The sequence below is a fragment of the Polaribacter sp. P097 genome (genome assembly GCF_036864555.1).
Classification (GTDB): Bacteria; Bacteroidota; Bacteroidia; order Flavobacteriales; family Flavobacteriaceae; genus Polaribacter.
The window spans coordinates 727,324-747,477 of sequence record NZ_JAZETJ010000002.1 but is presented as its reverse complement, the minus strand read 5'-3'; the positions used below and the strand labels follow the sequence as shown (position 1 = coordinate 747,477).

The following is a 20,154-nucleotide window of genomic DNA, read 5'->3' as shown; positions in this document are numbered from 1 at the left end:
AAATTTAATTAACCAATGTTAATAAATTGTATCTTCGCAACCTATGATTTTAAAAGGATTTGATGAGTTAAAAAAGTTTTTAGAAACTCCTAAAAACATTGTAATTGTAGGCCATAGAAATCCTGATGGAGATGCTGTAGGTTCTACATTAGCTTTAGGCCATTATTTAAGTAAAAAAGGGCACAATTCTACTGTTGTTATGCCTAATGATTATCCCGATTTTTTACACTGGTTGCCCGGTTCTGATAAAACATACAGATTCGATTGGCAAAACAAACAATCTCAAAGAGCAATTCAAAAATCTGATATTATATTCTTGTTAGATTTTAATGCGTTTCATAGAGTAGGCTCTAACATGCAAAAAACGTTAGAGGAATATTCTAATGATTTTGCTATGATAGATCATCATCAACAGCCAGATGATGTAAAATATATGTATTCTGATGTTAGTATTTGTTCTACAGCACAAATGGTATACCAATTTATTGATATGAATAAAGATGTAGACCTAATTGATAAAAACATTGCTACCTGTTTGTATACAGGTATTATGACAGATACAGGTTCATTCAGGTTTAGATCTACAACAAGTACAACGCACAGAATCATTGCTGATCTAATTGATAAGGGTGCAGAAAATGACAGAATACACAATAATGTTTATGATGCAAATTCATATAATAGACTATTATTATTAGGTCAGGCATTAAGTAATTTGCAAATTTTACCTTCTTATAAAACAGCTTATATTACATTAACAGACGAAGAAAAGAAACGCTTTGATTTTCAAAAAGGAGATACAGAAGGAGTTGTAAATTATGCTTTGTCTTTAAAAGGAATTATTTTTGCGGCAATTTTTATTGAAGATAAAGAACAAAATATTATAAAAATTTCTTTTAGATCTAAAGGAAAGTTTTCTGTAAATCAATTTGCAAGAAACCATTTTGAGGGTGGAGGACATGATAATGCTGCAGGAGGTAAATCGCACTTATCTATGGAAGAAACTGTAACAAAATTCTCATCGCTTTTAGAGAATTATAAATCAGACTTAGAGTCGTCTTATGAAGTATAAAGTACTCCTTTTTTCATTGGTGGTTTTTATGTTTTCGTGTTCAAAAATTGAACCTAGAAAGCCAATTAATCCTAAACCATCAACAACACTTTATTTTGAGGCAATGCAGCAAAATAAAATATTAAATAAAAAAACAGATTTACTTATTAAGCAACTTATTCAAAAGGATTCTACGCAAAATTACATACAATCTTCAGATGGTTTTTGGTATACTTACAATAACAAAATAGAAGAAGATAAACCAACACCTAAACAAGGAGATGAAATTACATTATCTTACTCCATTTCTGACCTTAATGATTCAATCATTTACAGTAAAGAGGAGTTGGGTATAAAAAATTATAAAGTAGATAAAGAAGATTTTATAACTGGCCTTCAAAAAGGAATAAAATTGATGAAAGAAGGCGAAACAATAACATTTATATTACCTGCTTACAGTGCATTTGGTATAACAGGCGATAACAATAAAATTGGTTTAAACCAATCAATAAAGAGTACAGTAACATTAATCAACATAAATAAATAGAAAATAATGAAAGCAATTAAAAGTTTAGCGTTAGTAGCAGGATTAGCTACTATGGTTTCTTGCAACAATCAAAAAGCAGATGTAAAATCTTTAGAAACAGAATTAGATTCAGCTAGTTATGCTTTAGGTATGGATATGGCTATTAAAATTAAATCTAATTTTAGCGAAGCTAAAACAGATATGTTTTTACAGGGCTACAGAAATGGAATGGATTCAACAAATATGTTGATGAAAGAAGAAGAAATTGGTAGTTTCTTAAGAACTTTTTTCCAAAAGCAACAATTAGAAAAAGCAGAAAATGAAGCATTAAAGAAATTTGGTGAAGTTAAAGTTGCAGGTGAGCAATTTTTAGCTGAAAATAAAGGTAAAGATGGTGTAATTACTACAGAAAGTGGTTTACAGTATATGATTTTAAAAGAAGGTGAAGGTGATGTTATAGACCCAACAAGTAAAGTAAAATTACATTATCATGGAACTACAATCGATGGTAAAGTTTTTGATAGTACAGTTGATAGAAATCAGCCATATGAAACAAAGGCAAATGTATTTATACCTGGTTTTAACGAAGGTTTAGCTATGATGAAAGTCGGTTCTAAATACAAATTCTTTATTCCACAAGAATTGGCTTATGGAGCACAACAAAGAGGTGAATTAATCAAACCATTTTCTACTTTAGTTTTTGAAGTGGAGATTTTAGAAATTTTAGAAGACTAAATGAAGAAAGGAATATATAGCGTACTATTTTTAATACTACTTTTTAGTTGTAAGCCAGCCGAATATAAAGATCTAAATGATGGTCTTTATGCTGAAATTCAAACTAATAAAGGTGATATTTTAATAGAACTTTACGCAAAAGATGTTCCTATGACTGTGGCTAATTTTGTGGCTTTATCTGAAGGTACAAACAATAGAGTAGCAGACTCTTTACAAGGTAAAAGATTCTACGATGGAATTAGATTTCATAGGGTTGTAGATAATTTTATCATTCAAGGAGGAGACCCTACAGAAACAGGAAGAGGAACTGCAGGTTATAGATTTGGAGACGAGTTTACTAGAGATAAAGAAGGTGCTTTAAAGTACAAGCACGATGATGCTGGTATTTTATCAATGGCAAATGGAGGTCCGAATTCCAATGGTAGTCAGTTTTTTATTACACATAAACCAATTCCACATTTAGATGGTAAGCATAGCGTTTTTGGTAAAACTATAGTAAACTCCAAACAATTAGCAGCTTTAAAAAAGAAGTTTACAGATTCTCTTGCCTTACAAAAAGCAATAGATTCTGTAAGAATGGGTGTTGTAAATAGCATTCAAAGATTAGATACTATAGAAACTATCAAAATTATTAGAATTGGTTCTGAAGCTAAATCTTTTGATGAAGCAGAAATTTTTGATACTAAATTATCTCAATTTGCAGAAAGCGAAGAAGATCGTTTAAAAAAGGAGAAAGATATTGAAACTGCCAGATATTCTAAATACTTAGCAGATAAAGATGCTTTTCTTGCAAAAATGGATGAATCTAAAGCCACTAAAACAGATTCAGGTTTACGCATTTTGAAGTTGAAGAGTAATCCTTCAGGGAAAAAGGTAGTAGATAATAAGCCAATTCAAGCACATTTTACATTGTATACTGCAGATGGTAAGAAAATTCAAACTACGGAAGAAAATAGTAAACCATTTGTTTTTCAGTTAGATGATGAAGAAAGACCTATGATTACAGGTTTTAAAGAAGGAGTTAAAAACTTAAGAGTAGGAGAAAAGGTAAGGCTTTTTATTCCTTATTACATTGGATTTGGGGAAGCCAAATATGGACCTTTTCCTGCCAAATCAGATTTAGTTTTTGAAGTAGAAATCTTAGAAATAGGCAAATAATTTGTTCGAAACAATATTACAGATAGACAAGCAAGTTCTTGTTTTTTTAAATAATTTAGGAACAGAACAATGGGATCCATTTTGGAGAGCAGTTACAAAGCAGTTCAATTGGATTCCATTATTTGCTACTATCATTTTTTTAGTAATCAAAGCTTTTGGATGGAAACGTGGTGGATTCATTATTCTAAGCATGATAATTTTAGTTGCGTTTTCAGATCAATTTACCAATTTAGTTAAAAATTTTATTGAAAGGTTAAGACCGAATAACGATCCTCAAATAAAGGACTTGCTAAGAATTGTAAATGGTTATAGTCCTGGAGGTTATAGTTTTATGTCTGGCCATGCAACAACATCTACCTTTTTTACAGTTTACACAATGCTTTTATTAAGAGATAAATATCAAAAATATATATACTTAATGCTGATTTTTCCTGTAGTATTCTCTTATTCTAGACTCTACTTAGGTGTTCATTTTCCTATTGATATTTTAACAGGAATAACTATTGGAATCATTTTTGCTAATTTATATTTTAAATTGTACAAAAAAGTAGATCAAAAGTTATTTAAAGTCTAATTAAAGAATTTCTACCAAGTATCTAGTTTCTAATGCCTCTTTTCTAGTTTCTTTATTTACGAATTTCAAATTGAGCTTACTTACTTGAAAGTTATCAATTTTTTTTACAATCCTAAAATTTACATTATTTCTAATAAATAAATCATATTCAGTTTGATTAACGTAAAAAATACGTCCTTTTTCTTGATTTATTTTTAAAGTATCAACTCTTTTAAATCCACTATCTAAATAATATTCAAAAGCAAAATGTTTGTTTCTATTGTCTATTAAACTACCTTTTTTCTTATAATTTTCATTTACAAATCTAGCAGCAGATACTCCACCTTGATATTCTAAAATTGTTGGATAAAAATGCGTAAATAAAAAGGAATACAAATTTAAAAACAGTAAAATAGTACTTAAAAAGATAAAACTAGTTTTATTTATTTTTGATTTGATAATTCTATAAAATGCAATTATAGATACTATTAAGGTTATTAAAAAGAATGCATTAAAATGTGGTTTTAGTAAATACCAAATAGCTGCAATTAAAAGTATAGCAACAGCATTTTGAAACCAATTAATAAATTTGAAACCTTTGAATAGGTGTATTTTTCCTGTTTCTATTTTATAAATTAAATCAGCAACCACAACAGCCATAAAAGGAAAAATAATATTGGTATAATGTGCTAATTGAAATTTACTCAGCGAAAAAATAAATAAGGCAGACAAGCTTATAAAAATAGTATAGAACTCTTCTTTAGCATTTACTTTTTTGAGATTCTTTTTAATTTTAAAAAAAGCAGCTATGTAATAAAGAATTCCCCAAGGTAAAAAAGCCCATAAAATGGTATGTAGAAAAAAGAAAACATCACCTGAACCTTTTATTGGTGCTGTATTAAAAAAGCGTCCAAACTGGCTATCCCAAAAGAAAAATTTAAGACCAGAAGTGTTTTTAGAACCAAAGATTATTTTATCTGGTTGCGTATCAAATTGTATGTATAAGGTATAAAGTTCAGGCAGGATAAAAATAAAAATCAATACTATTGCTAATAACCAAATAGGATTGAATATTTCGTTCCATTTTCGTTTCACAATTAATTCTCCTCCCAAACCAATCATTAAGGGTATTATTGCAAATATACCTTTGGTCATAATTGCAAAAGCAGCAAATAAACAAGCAAAGATTAAATGCTTTATGTGTTTTGTTTTTAAGTACTTATCTATAAAATAAATGGTACTTATCATAAAAGCAGTTAAATAAGGTTCTGCTCTTACATCAAAATTAGAAATAATACTGTGTGTTGCTGTAGCCAATATTAAGGCTGCGTAAATCGCTGTTTTTATATTGTAATTTTCCTTAGTAAATCTATAGGTAAAAAAGATTCCAGAAAAAAATATTAAAACTGCAGGTAGTTTATAAGCAAAATTGGAAACACCAAAAAGTTTAAAAGATAGAGCAGTAATCCAAAATGGTAAATGTGGTTTATCTAACCAATCATGTCCTAAAGAATAAAGGTTTATAAAGTCATTATTTGTATAAATAGTCTTAGAAATACTGGCATAAAGAGCAGCATCAGGATCTATTAAGTCTAATGGCATACCAAACAAGGTAACAACTAAAATCAATAAAAATACTAGTAAGAATATTCTATTCTCTGATACTTGGAATTTTTTAAACATTTGCGTAATGCTTTTATTTCGTTTGTTTTTCTTCTAAAAGGGCATTTACAAAATTCTCAAATTCTTCTGTAAATTCTTTGTATTTATCTCCAGTTACAGGACCATTAAAACCTGTGTGTATTTTTCTAACTTTTCTATTGCTGTCTAAAAATAAGGTAGTTGGGTACGAAATTAAGTGGTTTAGCATTGGTAATTTTTGTTGCGCCAAATCTTTATTGGCTGCATTGCCAAACTGAGCTAATAGTACTGGGTATTCAATACCCAATTTTTCTTTTAAGCGATTAATTCTATCATAAGCCTTTAATCTAGTTTTAGCAACTTCGAAGGCTAGAGAAATTACTTGTACATCTTCATTCGGATTTTCTTTTAAATAATGTACAAGAAACTTGCTTTCATCCAAACAATTAGGGCACCAAGTTCCCATAATTTGTATGATGATGATTTTGTTTTGAAATTCAGGATCACTTAAAGAAACCACTCTTCCTCTAGTATCTGGAAAAGAAAAGTCGAAAAACTCATAACCTTCTTTTATGTAGGTTAATTCTTCTTCGTTAGGTAATTCATAGTCAGGATTTAATTTTGCAGTAAAAGGCTCTTTCCAATGATTGTCTGAATAGAAAAAACCATTTAACGTAGAATCTGTGGCTTTTGCTTTAAATAAAAAAGCATGTGCACCATCAAAAGTGGAAAGTCTTAAAGTATCACCATCCATAACTCCTTCTAGATAACGATAGTCTCCAGAAGTAGTTCTGAAGGTTCCTGTAACAGTACTTTCTTTTTGTTCAAAAATTCCTTTTGCAATATATTTATCAACTTCAGAATCGGAACTAAAAACAGTTTCCCAATTTCCTGTTACAGAAACAGCGGCTTTCTTTTTGACAGAAAAACGGGCTGAATCTTTAACCGCTTTAAAAGGAACAATTCTATCCAAACTAGGTTTATGAAAATTACCAATTAAACCATAATCATTTAATTTAGCTAAAATATATCCTTCAAAAACAGGGGTTTGAATTCTAACAGAATCATTGCTATAAGAGATTTCATCTACTTTAATTTTTTCATCGGCATTAAAAATAGTGAGTAAAGTATCATTTTCTACCTCAAATAAAAACGGAATTTCTTCATCATCCTGAATTTGTAAAAAACCTCGGTAATTTCCTTTTTCTAATGTTTTTGTTTTCTTGGAAGTACAAGAAAAACATATTAAAAATCCTATTAAGACTACTAGTAATCGCATTTATTAATTTTAAAAGAAGGTCAAATTTACAATAAAATACTTACATCAATATTTAATAAAATAGCTAAAAAAGATTAATTTAGCCGCTGAAAAAATCAAGAGGAAAACATGAAGATATCTTACAATTGGTTACAACAATTTCTACAAATAGATTGGGATGCAGTCAAAACAGGTGAGTTGTTAACTGATTTAGGTTTAGAAGTAGAAGGTATAGAAACCAAAGAATCTATTAAAGGTAGTTTAAAGGGTATAGTTGTAGGTAAAGTTTTAACTTGTATACAACACCCAAATGCAGACAGATTAAAAGTTACTACAGTAGATTTAGGAGATGGAAAACCTGTACAAATAGTATGTGGAGCTCCTAATGTTGCAGCTGGTCAAAAAGTACCTGTAGCTACTATTGGTACTTTATTGTATGATGATAAAGGAGAAAGTTTCAAAATTAAAAAAGGTAAGATTAGAGGTGAAGAGAGCCATGGAATGATTTGTGCTGAAGACGAGTTAGGTTTAGGTAGCAGTCATGATGGTATAATGGTTTTAGATGAAGAAATTAAAGAAGGTACTCTAGGTGCAGATGTTTTTAACGTAGAAACAGATTATGTTTTCGAAATAGGATTAACGCCAAACAGATCTGATGCCATGAGTCATTATGGTGTTGCCAGAGATCTAAAAGCAGGCCTAATACAACAAGACACAAAACTAGAATTAATTTCACCTTCTGTTAGTGATTTTCATGTTGATGAAAGAACGTTGCGTTTTGATGTTGAAGTAGAAGATAAAGATTTAGTGCCTCGTTATTGTGGAATTACAATTACAGATGTAACTGTAAAAGATTCTCCAGAGTGGATTCAAAATAGGTTAAAAGCAATAGGTTTAACACCAAAAAACAATATTGTAGACATTACAAATTACGTGTTGCACGAACTTGGGCAACCTTTACATGCTTTTGATGCGCAAAAGATTAAAGGAAATAAGGTACTTGTAAAAACTTTAGAAGAAGGTACAAAATTTACCACATTAGATGAAGTAGAAAGAACTCTTTCTGCAGATGATATAATGATTTGTGATGCAGAAGAAAATCCACTTTGTATTGGTGGTGTTTTTGGTGGATTAAATTCTGGAGTTACAGAGCATACAAATTCTATTTTCTTAGAATCAGCTTATTTTAACCCTGTTTCTGTTAGAAAAACTGCAAAAAGACATGCATTAAATACAGACGCATCTTTCCGTTTTGAAAGAGGGATAGATATCAATATTACTGAATATGCTTTAAAAAGAGCAGCATTATTGATTGAAGAATACGCAGGAGGTAAATTAGCCTCAGATATTTCAGATTTTTATCCTGTAAAATTAGAAGACTTTCAAGTTTTCTTGTCTTATGACAATGCATATCGATTAATTGGTCAAGAAATTCCGAAAGAAACTATTAAGAATATTTTAGCCTCTTTAGAAATTAAAATTAATAGTGAAACTGAAGGAGGTTTAGGGCTAACCATACCATCTTACAGAACGGATGTACAAAGAGAAGCAGATATTATAGAAGAAATTTTAAGAGTGTATGGCTATAATAATATTGAGTTTTCTCATAAATTAAACACTTCTATTTCTTTTGATTCTAATAAAGAAACCAAAATAGAAAATGTAGTTGCAGAACAATTAAGTGCTTTAGGTTTTAATGAAACTATGGCAAATTCGCTTACTAAAGCAGATTATACAAAACTATCAGATAATATAAATGAGGAGGCTAATGTTGCAATGTTAAATCCTTTAAGTAATGATTTAGGTGTTTTGCGTCAATCATTATTATTCAGTGGTTTAGAGTCAATTTCTTATAATTTAAATCGAAAAAATAACGCTCTAAAGTTTTATGAGTTTGGTAAAACATATCATAAATATTCAGAGAAGTATCAAGAAGACAAACATCTTACGCTTTTTGTTACAGGAAACAGAACTAAAGATTCTTGGAATGCGAGTGTTGCAAAATCAGATTTCTTTTATTTAAAAGGTGTGTTAACTTCTGTATTTGAAAGATTAGGTATTGCTAAATTGAAAAGTACACCAACTAAAAATGATGTGTTTTCAGAAGGTTTATCTTTTAGTTTAGGTAAAATTAAGTTAGCTGATTTTGGTGTAATCAAAAGAAGTATTTTAAAAGAATTTGGTATTAAGCAAGAGGTTTTATTCGCAGATTTAAACTGGGAAAACATTTTGCAATTGGCAAGTAAAAAGTCAATCAAGGTTTATGAACTTTCTAAATTTCCTTCTGTAAAAAGAGATTTAGCTTTATTGTTAAATAATAAAACCGAATTTAAAGAAGTATACAATTTGGCTTTTCAATCAGAAAGAAAATTGTTGAAAGAAGTAGATTTATTTGATGTTTATGAAGGTGATAAATTACCTGAAGGTAAAAAATCATATGCTGTTAGTTTTTTATTGCAAGACGAAAACAAAACTTTAGAAGACAAACAGATAGATAAAATAATGCAAAAATTGCAAGCAAGCTTCGAAAAGAATTTAGAAGCTGTATTAAGATAATTTCAAAGCTCCATTTATGGAGCTTTTTTTATATTTGTAAACTATGTATAAAGCAATCATAAGACCTATATTTTTTCTTTTTGATCCAGAAAAAATTCATTATTTCACTTTTTCTTTAATTCGCACGCTATCTAAAATTCCTGGAGTTCCAGCTATTTTTAGAGGCATGTATCAAGTAAATGATAAGAAATTAGAAAGAAATTTATTTGGCTTAACTTTTAAAAACCCTGTGGGTTTAGCTGCTGGTTTTGATAAAAATGCGGTGCTATATAATGAATTAGCCAATTTTGGTTTTGGTTTTATAGAAATAGGTACTGTAACTCCAAAGGGTCAAGAAGGTAATCCTAAGAAAAGATTATTTCGTTTAAAAGATGATCAAGGAATAATTAATAGAATGGGGTTTAACAATGAAGGATTACAAGCTGCCATTCAAAAACTAAAAGGAAATGCAGGTAAATTAATTATTGGAGGAAATATTGGTAAAAACACACAGACCTTACCTGAAAATTATACAGCAGACTATATTGAATGTTTTAATGGCTTGCATCCTCATGTAGATTATTTTGTGCTGAATGTTAGTTGTCCTAATGTTGGTAGCCATGCAAAATTAAATGATAAAGATTATTTGATTGAATTAATAACTGCTTGTCAAAAACTGAATAATACTAAAGAAGTACAAAAACCTATTTTATTAAAAATTGCTCCAGATTTAAATGACATACAGTTAGATGAAATTATAGCCTTAGTTGCTGAAACTAAAATTGATGGTGTAATTGCTTCTAATACATCTACAACCAGAGCTAATTTAAAGGCATCTGAAGAACGTTTAAAAGAGATTGGTAATGGAGGTGTAAGTGGACAGCCAATTAAAAATCAGAGTACAAAAGTAATTCGTTATTTGGCAGAAAACTCTAATAAATCATTTCCAATAATAGGAGTAGGAGGTATACATTCTGCAGAAGATGCTTTAGAAAAAATTGAAGCTGGTGCAGATCTTGTACAAATTTATACAGGATTTATTTACGAAGGTCCAAGCTTAATCAATAAAATAAATAAGGCTATTTTAAAGACTGCTTAAACTCTTTTCTAGTGATTGAAACTTTACTGTCTTTTGCTTTGGCAACATCAATCTTGGCAATTTCTCCTGGACCAGATAATATTTTTGTGCTGACTCAAAGTATTGTAAATGGTAAAAAATACGGTTTAGCTACTGTATTTGGCTTAATTACTGGTTGCTTGGTACATACTACTTTACTCGCATTTGGAGTTTCTTTGATTATTAGAGAATCAGAAACTCTTTTTTTCATTATCAAGTTATTTGGTGCTTTTTATTTATTGTATTTGGCTTATAAAGTTTTTAAATCTGATGCAACTATTTTATTAAGTGATAAAAATGTTGCTCAAAAAACTACCAAGCAATTATTTAAACAAGGATTTATAATGAATGTTTTAAATCCTAAAGTATCAATTTTCTTTTTGGCTTTTTTTCCTGGCTTTTTGTTTTCAGATGATCTTTCATCAGTAGTGCAATTTTATATTTTAGGTTTTATTTTTATGTTCGTTTCTTTAATTATTTTTTCTTCAATAGCCATTCTTGCAGGAGTAATTTCTAACAAAATAAAAGAAAATTCGAAAATAGGAGTGTACTTAAAATGGTTGCAAATTGTAGTTTTTGTAAGTATTTCAATATTTATATTGATATAAAAAAAGCCTCACATATGTGAAGCTTTATTTTATTCAAGTGGTAATTTTTATTCTTTCACTTCAGGCTCTTTAATCCCTAGTTTTGCCATTACCTTTTTAGTAATGTCATAATTGTCATCTATATAAGCATATTGATTACCAGCTATGGTAAGTATTAAAGTAAAACCTTCTGCTTTTGCAATTTCATCAATGGCAGTGTTTAATTTTTTATATAATGGTCTCATTAACTCATCTTGTTTCAACTGCATTAACTTATTTCCATTTTCTTGATATTTCTTAATATCTTGTTCTAAGGCTGTTAGTTCTTGAATTAAGGTTTTCTTCATTAATTCACCCATTTCCTTCTCTTTTTCTCTAAAGTCTGCAACTCTTGTTTGATAGTCTTTCATTTTAATAGAAAATAAAGAATCTAATCTTGAACCATAAGATTGAGATCTTTCTATTACCACTTTTGCTTCAGGCATAAGGTTAATAATATAATCGCTATCAATTGTTCCTGTTTTAGATTGTGCAACAGAAATAGTACTAATTAAAGTAATAAATAAAAAGGTAATTTTGAATTTCATATTGGTGATTTTAGTGAGGCAAAGATATAAAAGAGAATGACTTACGAAAACGTGAATCCCTTAAAAAAAGTTAAAGTTTATTTGTTTAAATTTAAAGTAATTTATTGTAATCATATTCATTTTCAATTGATGATTTAGCGTCTTTTAAAAGATTTTCTATTTCAGTATCTACAATCTCTTTTTTCTGATCATCATTCGTATAATTTTTTAAATCTTTTAGAAAGCTTAAAATTTTAGTTACAATAATTACATCATGTTTGGTATACGTTCTTAAAGAAGCCATAACTCTATAAAGCAGTTCTTTAAAAGAAACGATATCTAATAAAACTACACAATTGTCTTCTTCAAAAATAAAATCGTTTTCCTGTTTTTGAATTCTTAATTTAAAAAGCTCATGTAAGTAGTCTATTGCATTCATTGCAGTTCCTGGGTCATTGATTCCTGGAGACATGGCTTTTAAAGCTATTTCTTTTAGGTGTTTAAAGGCTATTAAATAGTTGTCTTCTATAAATTCATCATTAGAAAAATCGAAAGCTTTGTAAATTTTATCAATAGTATCTTCACTTAATTCTTTCTCAGTTTTAAATAGAATTTCACCTTTGTAACAAATGGCGCCTTTTTTTGAAATTACATGTAATTTACAGTCTTCTTCTAGCGCTACTTTTTTTAATAGTTGAATTGACACATCTTGAAAGTAAGCTGTGGTTTTGGTTTCGAAGGAATTCCAATTTTCTGAATCTGCAAATTCAAACGTTCTATTTTCTTCTAGCTTTAATAATTTCTGTAATTTTTTCTTGGCAGTAGTACCAATTCTATTCATGATAAACTCAATTTGAATTTCTTGAGAAATGGAATGAATAAAGTAAATAAAGGCGCCTAAAGAAAAGACCATTAAAACGATGCTCCATAAAACTGAAAAACCTGGTACTTGATATTTGCTTCCTGTGGGTTCTATAAAAACAAGAATAAAAATGCAGTACAAAATTGTAGCAATGTAAATACCTAATATAATTTGATGTTTTCTATTTGATATTAAACCAGGTAAAAGTCTAGGAGAAAAATTACTAGATGCTTGATTTAATAAAATCATTACCATAGAAAAACTAAAAACCATAATCGATATAAGGCCACCAATAAATGAACTTAAAATAACTCTGGCAGTTTCTGTATCATTAATTACCAATTCTGGTAAAAACTCTATTAAATATTTAGAAATACCCCTATTTTCTGCGTACATCATGAGATAAGCAAACAGAGCACCAGCAATAGAAATAATGGTAGGAAAGAAGGCTATTTTATCTTTTAGATGATAAATCCTTCTAAAAATCTGTATAAACTTATCTTTCATTTTTTATTTCTTCTTCAATAGTTGCTATTATTTTACTGCTACTCTCATTAAAATCAAACCAAATGGTATTTGGATCTTTTTTGAACCAAGTCAATTGTCTTTTGGCAAATCTTCTTGTATTTTTTTTAATTTCAGAAATGGCAAAATCCTTTGTAAATGTGCCATCAAAATAATTAAATAATTCTCTATAACCCACAGTTTGCAGTGCATTTAGGTCTTTATGCTCATACAGTTTTTTGGCTTCATCAATTAAACCATTATTTATCATAATGTCTACTCGTTGATTAATTCGATCGTAAATCAAAGCTCTATCTGCAGTTAAACCAATTTTAATACTTTTAAAATTACGTTTTGCTTTTGGTTTGTTTTTGAACGAAGAATAGGTTTTGTTGGTACCAATACAAATTTCTAAAGCCCTCATTACTCTATGAGGATTTTCTAATTCTATGTTATTATAGGTCTCTATATCTAATTCCTTTAGCTTTTGTTGCAATGAGGAAATTCCGTTTTCTTCTAATTCTTTGGTGAGGTCTACTCTAATTGTAGGGGCTACTTCAGGAAAATAATCCAAACCTTTTAAAACGGCATCAACATACAAACCACTTCCACCAACCATTATTTGGGTATTATTCTCTTTAAATAAGTTGTTCAGTTTTTGCAAAGCATCTCGTTCAAATTCACCAACGTTATAAGGTTCAAAAATACTTCTATCTTGTATAAAATGATGTTTGGCTTCAGCAAGTTCTTCTTGATCGGGCACAGCTGTTCCAATTTCCATTTCTTTAAAAAACTGTCTTGAGTCACAAGATAAAATATCACTCTTAAAATGGTTGGCTAATTTTATGCTTAGTGCAGTTTTACCAATAGCTGTTGGTCCAACTATGGTAATTAAAGTATTGTTTGCTTGTGTTATCATGGATTTAAAATGCTACCACAATTATAACAGAAAACCGCTTTTTCTCTATGCTTTTCTTTTAAACAATTTGGGCAAGATTGCGTGCTGGTATTGTGTTCTTCTGGTGTTTTGGTCATTTCAGAACTTACAATTCCTGTAGGTATTGCAATAATAGAGTACCCTAAAATCATTATAACACTAGAAATTAATTGGCCTAAAGGAGTTTGGGGTGCTATGTCTCCAAAACCAACTGTGGTGAGAGTTACTATAGCCCAGTAAATACTTTTAGGTATGTTATTGAAACCATTTTCTGCACCTTCTATCATATACATTACTGTTCCTAAAATGATACAGACAATTAAAACAAAAAATAAGAAAACCGCAATTTTTGCTTTGCTGGCTCTAAGTGCTAACAATAATTTATTACTTGCACCTATATATCTTGCCAATTTTAAGATTCTAAAAACTCTTAATAACCTAAGAGCTCTTAAAGCTACTAAACCTTGAGAACCTGCATATATTAGCGATAAGTAAATTGGTATGGTTGATAAAAAATCTATAATACCAAAAAAGCTAAAAATATATTTGGTGGGTTTATTGATTGATATGATTCTAAAAATATACTCTAAACTAAAAAGAATGGTAATTATCCATTCACCTATTATAAGCGTATCATGATATTTAGCGTCGAAGCTATCTACACTTTCTAGCATTACAAGAATAATACTTGCTAAAATGGCTATTAGTAAAATAACATCAAACAATTTACCTTCACGTGTATCAGCCTCATAAATTATTTCATGAAGTTTATGTTTCCAGTTGCTTTTTTCAGGTTTTATTTCCAATTGAGTTTAAAATTTCTACTACAATACTACAAATATTTAATGAGTTTATAATTTTTTTACCTCAATTTTCTCTTTGTTTATAAGGATTTTGAAAAAAAAATAAAAAAAAATGAACTTTTTTAAAACCGTACTTTAAAATTCCTCGTAAGTATTAGTGAGATTCAATTATAAATAACTAAAACTCACACAATGAAAAAAACAAAAATTTTAGTAGGAGCCATTTTCGTAGCGATTATAGGTTTAATTACAGTTGCAGCAGATCATATTGATGCACCAGCAGCTGCAGGTACAAGTGCAGACATTACAGATTTCTATGCTTTTCAAGGAGAAGACACAGATAATTTAGTATTTGTTGCGAATGTTCAAGGATTATTAAGTCCTTCAGCAACAGGTTCAGCATCTTTTGATGAAAATGTAATGGTAGAATTCAATATTGATATTGATAATGACAATGTCGAGAATTTGGTAATTCAAGCAATACCAAAAGATGGTAAGATGTATTTCTTTGGGCCTTATCCTCCTCAAACAACAGGATTAAATAGTACTATTAATGAAATGGCTACAAAATCGTCAGTAGATATTACTGCTTATGGTTCTAGTGCTGTAGTTAGTAATGAAAATGGTATGAAGTTTTTTGCAGGGCCAAGAGATGATCCTTTTTTTATGGACTTTGCTAGATATGGAGAAATTATTGGTGGTAATGCACCAGGTTTTAATAATCCAGGAGCAGATACTTTTGCAGGTACTAATGTATTATCTATTGTAGTAGAAGTGCCAAAAAGTCAAATAGGAAGAACAGGTACAATTAATACTTGGGTAGAAGCAAAAGCAAGACAATAATTAACACAAACTTTAAAAATAATATCATGAAAATAAATATTCAAAAATATATAGCAATTTTAGCACTATCACTTATTGTAATTAGTTGTGATAATGATTCAGATGACTTAACCATAGATAGCGATTTCGCAGGAACTTTTGTTCAAAAGGATCAAATGGGTAGACCAGCAGTAAATACTGTATTTGTTTCATCATCTAGTAAAGATGCATTTAATACTACAATTCCTTCTCAGCAAGGAGCAATGTTTCAATCTATGTTTGAAGCGAACTTAACTGGTTTAAGTCCTGCTTTTTCTAACCCTGGAGACACAAATGCATTAGGTTTAACTGCATCAGCATTTACGGGTTTATTAGCAACAGATGTATTAAACGTTTCTTTAGATGGTAAAACTACCTTTTTTGACGGTACAAATGTTTTAACAGGTAGAGCTCTAGCAGATGACGTAATTACAGTAGAATTATTGTTGATTTTTGGTGGGGAAGACTTTACTGAAAACCCAACACTTTCTGATGACAATGTTGATGCGAATGATAAAGACTTTTCAACGTCTTTTCCTTACCTAGCTTCACCTTGGTAAAAATATAAATAGCGAAAGCTATTACACTACTGGCGTATGTTGGGGGATGTACGTCAGTATTTTAAGAAATTTACAAAATACCCTAAAAACCCCTAGTTTAAAATTTATTTTAAACCAAAAACCCTTAAAATATACAGGTGTAAAATCCCTATTATTGCACCTGTTTTTTTAAAAAAATCCAAACTAAAACAAACTACAAATCATGAAATATTTCCAACTTATTTTATTATTTGTAACTATTTCTACAACAATTAGTTGCAATACAAGTAAAACCAAACAAATAACAAACTCACAAGATTATCAAGCGTATTTAAATATTGAAGAAAATACATCTTTAAACTTGGTACAAAAAGATTTAGAATTTTGGACTGATAAAATTAACAGTACTCCAAATCAATATCCATATTATTCTAAAATGGCATCTGCCAATTCTCAAATTTTTAAATTAACAGGAGACATAGATCAACTAAAAAAAGCAGAAGAGCATTTAACTATTGCTAACGCTAAAACAAATTTTAATAATGCTGGTTATTTAAGAGCATTAGCAAGAAATTATATTTCTCAACATCGTTTTAAACAAGCTTTAGATTTATTAATAAAAGCAGAACAAAATGGTGAACATCTAAATAGAACTCAATTTATGTTGGTTGATGTTTATTTAGAACTAGGAGAAATGGATAAGGTAGAAAGCTACTTATCAAAATTAAAAAACTTTAATGATTTCGATTATTTAATCAGACTATCTAAATACAATGATCATTTAGGAAATTTAGACAACGCAATTTTATATTTAGAAAATGCTTTAGAAATTGCAGAGAATTCTAATAATCAAAATCTTATTCAATGGAATTATACCAATTTAGCAGATTATTATGGTCATGCAGGTAGAATAGAAGATTCTTACAATGCTTATTTAAAAGCCTTGGCTATAAACCCAAATAACAGCTATGCAAAAAAAGGTATTGCTTGGATTGTATATTCTTATGAAAGAAATCCAGAGGAAGCCTTAAACATTTTAGATGCAATATCTAAAGAGAATACCTCTCCAGATTACTTCTTGTTAAAATCAGAAATTGCAGGTTTTATGGGAAATATTGTCGAAAAAGAAAAACTTGAGCAACACTATTTAAGTTCGGTTGCGAACGAGAAATATGGTGCCATGTATGCAAAATATAACGTTTTGTTATTTGCAGACAAAGCCGATAAAAAACTAGAAGCAATTAATGTAGCTAAACAAGAGGTTATGGAGAGACCTACAGCACAATCTTACGATTTATTAGCTTGGTCTTATTACAAAAATGGAAATGTTGAAAAGGCTTTAGAAATCAGTAATGAATATGTTATTGGTAAAACCTTTGAACCAGAAGCATTATTACATACCGCTTATATTTTAAAGGCAAATGGTAATAAAACAGAGGCAAAAAAAATCAAAGAAGAATTATTAGGTGCTATTTATGAATTAGGGCCTGCTTCTGAAAGTGAAATAAAAAATATATAATCGATTTTAAGTTAAATAGCATGAAACAGTTAACAGTAATTTTTGTTGTGTTTGCCTTTAGTTTACAATCGGTTGCGCAAAGTTTAAAAGGTAAAATTGTAGATCAATTTAATGAGCCTTTAGAAAATGTATATGTAGTAAATGAAGCTACAAATACGCATACACATAGTAGTGAAAATGGTAATTTTACCATAGAAAAAACAACAGTAAATGATGTAATTCAAATAAGCATTCTTGGGTTTGAAAAGAAAAATATAATAGTTACACAAGAAGACCTAAATAATGGGATTTTAATAAAATTAGAAACAAGAGTTTTTCAATTAGAAGAATTGGTTTTACGTAAAGAAATTAACGCTTTACAAACAATAACAAAAATAGATTTACAAGTAAACCCTGTTAATAATTCACAAGAAATTCTAAGAAAAGTTCCTGGTTTGTTTATTGGACAACATGCAGGAGGAGGAAAAGCTGAACAAATTTTCTTAAGAGGTTTTGATATTGATCATGGTACAGACATAACATTATCTGTAGATGGTATGCCAATTAATATGGTGTCTCATGCACATGGTCAAGGATATTCAGATTTACATTTTGTTATTCCAGAAACTATTAAAAATATCGACTTTGGTAAAGGACCCTATTATGCGAATCAAGGAGATTTTAATACTGCAGGTTATGTAAATTTTGCCACTAAAACAGCAATAAAAGATAATATGATATCTGTTGGTTATGGAGATTTTAACTCTTTTAGAACAGTAGCTATGTTTAATCTTTTAGAAAACTCTAAAAAAGATGATTCTTATGTTGCTATGGAATATATAGAAACAGATGGACCATTTGAGTCTCCGCAAAACTTTAACAGGCTAAACCTGTTTGCAAAGTATAATACTTTTTTAAGTGATGGAGATAGAGTAACGTTAACTGCTTCTCATTTTACAAGTCAATGGGATGCTTCTGGTCAAATACCAGAAAGAGAAGTTGCTAACGGAAATATAACAAGGTTTGGAGCAATAGATGATACAGAAGGAGGATTTACATCTAGATCTAACATCAATATTCAATTGCAAAAAACATTAGCTAATAATTCAATTTTAGAAGCAAATGCATTTTACTCAAACTACAATTTTGAGTTGTATTCTAACTTTACTTTCTTTTTGGAAAATCCTGTAGATGGAGATCAAATAAAACAATTTGAAGATAGAAATATATTTGGAATGAATGCTAAAATTATTACTGAGAAAAACTATGGTGATATAGAAGCTAAATTTACAAAAGGAGGAGGGTTACGTTTTGATAATATTACTGATAATGAATTATCTAGTACGAAGAATAGACAAGAAATATTAAATAGAATTCAGTTTGGAGATGTGCAGCAAACTAATGCTTATGCCTTTATAAATTCTGAATTTGAAATTGGTAAATTTAAAATATCACCAGCTTTAAGGTTTGATTATTTTAAGTTTTTGTACAACGACAATTTAAGTACAACTTATGAAACTCTTAGTAAAACTAAGGCAATTGTTAATCCTAAATTAAATTTTTTATACACGCAGAATAACAATTTACAATGGTTTTTAAAGTCAGGTATAGGGTTTCATTCAAATGATGCAAGAGTTGTATTGCAAGATAATGCAGACAAGGTTTTACCTAGAGCTTATGGTGCAGATTTTGGAAACATTTGGAAACCAACAAAAAACATAGTGTTAAACACAGCAGTTTGGTATCTATTTTCAGAAGAAGAATTTGTTTATGTAGGTGATGCTGGTATTGTGGAACCTTCAGGAAAATCAGAACGTTATGGTTTAGATTTAGGAGTTAGATATCAAATCACAGATAATATTTATTTTGATACTGATGCTACTATTACAAAAGCAAGAAGTTTAGAAGCCAATGCAGGCCAAGACTATATTCCTTTAGCTCCTAATTTTACGTTGGCAGGTGGTTTAGCATTTAACAATTTAGGAAATTTCTCTGGAGGATTAAGATATAGATACTTAGCAGATAGAGCTGCAAACGAAGATAATAGTATTGTTGCAGAGGGTTATTTTGTGAGTGATTTAAATATTAACTATAATCTTAAAAACATCACATTTGGAGTAGCTGTAGAGAATTTATTCGATGTAGCATGGAATGAAACTCAGTTTGCCACAGAAAGCAGATTGCAAAACGAAGCAAATTCTGTAGAAGAAATACATTTTACACCTGGTACACCATTTTTTGCGAAAGCAACAATAACGTATCGATTTTAAAAATATATTGTTTGGTTAGTTTTAGTTGAATTGAAGTGCTTATAGCATTGTTACAATAAGTGCTTCTTTTCACTAAAACAATATCAACTTAAAAGTAAAACTATTGTTTGGTTAGTTTTAGTTGGATGAAATGTCTATTACAGTCTTGTAATA

General features: G+C 29.4%; 18 protein-coding genes. 12 read left to right on the top strand and 6 right to left on the bottom strand.

All coding sequences use genetic code 11. The features are described 5' to 3' along the window. Positions 1 to 43 precede the first annotated feature (43 nt). From V7R38_RS10650 to V7R38_RS10630, 5 genes are read left to right on the top strand one after another with little or no spacing between them, the layout of a single operon-like run. Positions 44 to 1,072 carry a DHH family phosphoesterase gene (locus V7R38_RS10650; RefSeq protein WP_334058284.1) on the top strand — a complete coding sequence of 343 codons (1,029 nt, stop codon included), beginning with the start codon at positions 44 to 46 and terminating at the stop codon, positions 1,070 to 1,072. Then, positions 1,062 to 1,598, top strand: a complete 537-nt coding sequence (gene gldI / locus V7R38_RS10645) for a gliding motility-associated peptidyl-prolyl isomerase GldI (protein WP_334058283.1) — start codon at positions 1,062 to 1,064, stop codon at positions 1,596 to 1,598. The genes V7R38_RS10650 and gldI overlap by 11 nt, the downstream gene beginning before the upstream one ends. Before the next feature lie 6 nt (positions 1,599 to 1,604). Beyond that, complete coding sequence (locus tag V7R38_RS10640) at positions 1,605 to 2,312, top strand: FKBP-type peptidyl-prolyl cis-trans isomerase (RefSeq protein ID WP_334058282.1); 708 nt, start codon at positions 1,605 to 1,607, stop codon at positions 2,310 to 2,312. Next, entirely contained in the window at positions 2,313 to 3,470 is a 1,158-nt protein-coding gene (locus V7R38_RS10635) for a peptidylprolyl isomerase (RefSeq protein ID WP_334058281.1), read from the top strand. 1 nt (position 3,471) lies between these two features. Next, positions 3,472 to 4,044 carry a phosphatase PAP2 family protein gene (locus tag V7R38_RS10630; RefSeq protein WP_334058280.1) on the top strand — a complete coding sequence of 191 codons (573 nt, stop codon included), beginning with the start codon at positions 3,472 to 3,474 and terminating at the stop codon, positions 4,042 to 4,044. Here the strand turns inward: V7R38_RS10630 and V7R38_RS10625 are convergent, their stop codons facing one another. Both V7R38_RS10625 and V7R38_RS10620 read right to left on the bottom strand, forming a co-directional pair. After that, on the bottom strand, positions 4,045 to 5,706 hold the full coding sequence (locus V7R38_RS10625) for an ArnT family glycosyltransferase (protein WP_334058277.1): 1,662 nt from the start codon (positions 5,704 to 5,706) through the stop codon (positions 4,045 to 4,047). It abuts the gene before it with no gap. A 13-nt stretch (positions 5,707 to 5,719) separates the two neighbouring features. Beyond that, a complete protein-coding gene (locus V7R38_RS10620) occupies positions 5,720 to 6,943 on the bottom strand; it encodes a peroxiredoxin family protein (RefSeq protein WP_334058275.1) in 1,224 nt (407 codons plus the stop codon). A 108-nt stretch (positions 6,944 to 7,051) separates the two neighbouring features. Between V7R38_RS10620 and pheT the strand changes: the two genes are divergently transcribed. From pheT to V7R38_RS10605, 3 genes are read left to right on the top strand one after another with little or no spacing between them, the layout of a single operon-like run. Then, complete coding sequence (gene pheT, locus V7R38_RS10615) at positions 7,052 to 9,478, top strand: phenylalanine--tRNA ligase subunit beta (RefSeq protein WP_334058273.1); 2,427 nt, start codon at positions 7,052 to 7,054, stop codon at positions 9,476 to 9,478. 43 nt (positions 9,479 to 9,521) lie between these two features. After that, positions 9,522 to 10,556: a quinone-dependent dihydroorotate dehydrogenase gene (locus V7R38_RS10610; protein WP_334058270.1), complete on the top strand. Its 1,035-nt coding sequence runs from the start codon at positions 9,522 to 9,524 to the stop codon at positions 10,554 to 10,556. A gap of 11 nt (positions 10,557 to 10,567) precedes the next feature. Further along, on the top strand, positions 10,568 to 11,182 hold the full coding sequence (locus V7R38_RS10605; protein WP_334058268.1) for a LysE family translocator: 615 nt from the start codon (positions 10,568 to 10,570) through the stop codon (positions 11,180 to 11,182). Positions 11,183 to 11,229: 47 nt separating this feature from the next. On the opposite strand, the gene V7R38_RS10600 is transcribed toward V7R38_RS10605, so the two are convergent. The 4 genes from V7R38_RS10600 to V7R38_RS10585 form a co-directional block, all read right to left on the bottom strand. Beyond that, positions 11,230 to 11,748 carry an OmpH family outer membrane protein gene (locus V7R38_RS10600; RefSeq protein ID WP_334058266.1) on the bottom strand — a complete coding sequence of 173 codons (519 nt, stop codon included), beginning with the start codon at positions 11,746 to 11,748 and terminating at the stop codon, positions 11,230 to 11,232. Between the two features lie 91 nt (positions 11,749 to 11,839). Then, positions 11,840 to 13,096, bottom strand: coding sequence for a DUF2254 domain-containing protein (locus tag V7R38_RS10595; protein WP_334058264.1), 1,257 nt, complete (start codon positions 13,094 to 13,096; stop codon positions 11,840 to 11,842). Further along, entirely contained in the window at positions 13,086 to 14,012 is a 927-nt protein-coding gene (gene miaA / locus V7R38_RS10590; RefSeq protein WP_334058262.1) for a tRNA (adenosine(37)-N6)-dimethylallyltransferase MiaA, read from the bottom strand. The genes V7R38_RS10595 and miaA overlap by 11 nt, the downstream gene beginning before the upstream one ends. After that, positions 14,009 to 14,836 carry an ion transporter gene (locus V7R38_RS10585; protein ID WP_334058260.1) on the bottom strand — a complete coding sequence of 276 codons (828 nt, stop codon included), beginning with the start codon at positions 14,834 to 14,836 and terminating at the stop codon, positions 14,009 to 14,011. The genes miaA and V7R38_RS10585 overlap by 4 nt, the downstream gene beginning before the upstream one ends. Positions 14,837 to 15,025: 189 nt before the next feature. Between V7R38_RS10585 and V7R38_RS10580 the strand changes: the two genes are divergently transcribed. From V7R38_RS10580 to V7R38_RS10565, 4 genes are all read left to right on the top strand, one after another. After that, positions 15,026 to 15,676, top strand: a complete 651-nt coding sequence (locus tag V7R38_RS10580) for a DUF4331 family protein (RefSeq protein WP_334058258.1) — start codon at positions 15,026 to 15,028, stop codon at positions 15,674 to 15,676. Positions 15,677 to 15,702: 26 nt separating this feature from the next. Next, entirely contained in the window at positions 15,703 to 16,254 is a 552-nt protein-coding gene (locus V7R38_RS10575; protein ID WP_015480063.1) for a DUF4331 family protein, read from the top strand. A 202-nt stretch (positions 16,255 to 16,456) separates the two neighbouring features. Next, a complete protein-coding gene (locus V7R38_RS10570) occupies positions 16,457 to 17,752 on the top strand; it encodes a tetratricopeptide repeat protein (protein WP_334058254.1) in 1,296 nt (431 codons plus the stop codon). Between the two features lie 20 nt (positions 17,753 to 17,772). Continuing rightward, the gene (locus V7R38_RS10565; protein ID WP_334058252.1) at positions 17,773 to 20,001 is read left to right on the top strand and encodes a TonB-dependent receptor; all 2,229 of its coding nucleotides are present in this window, start codon (positions 17,773 to 17,775) and stop codon (positions 19,999 to 20,001) included. Positions 20,002 to 20,154: the final 153 nt, after the last annotated feature.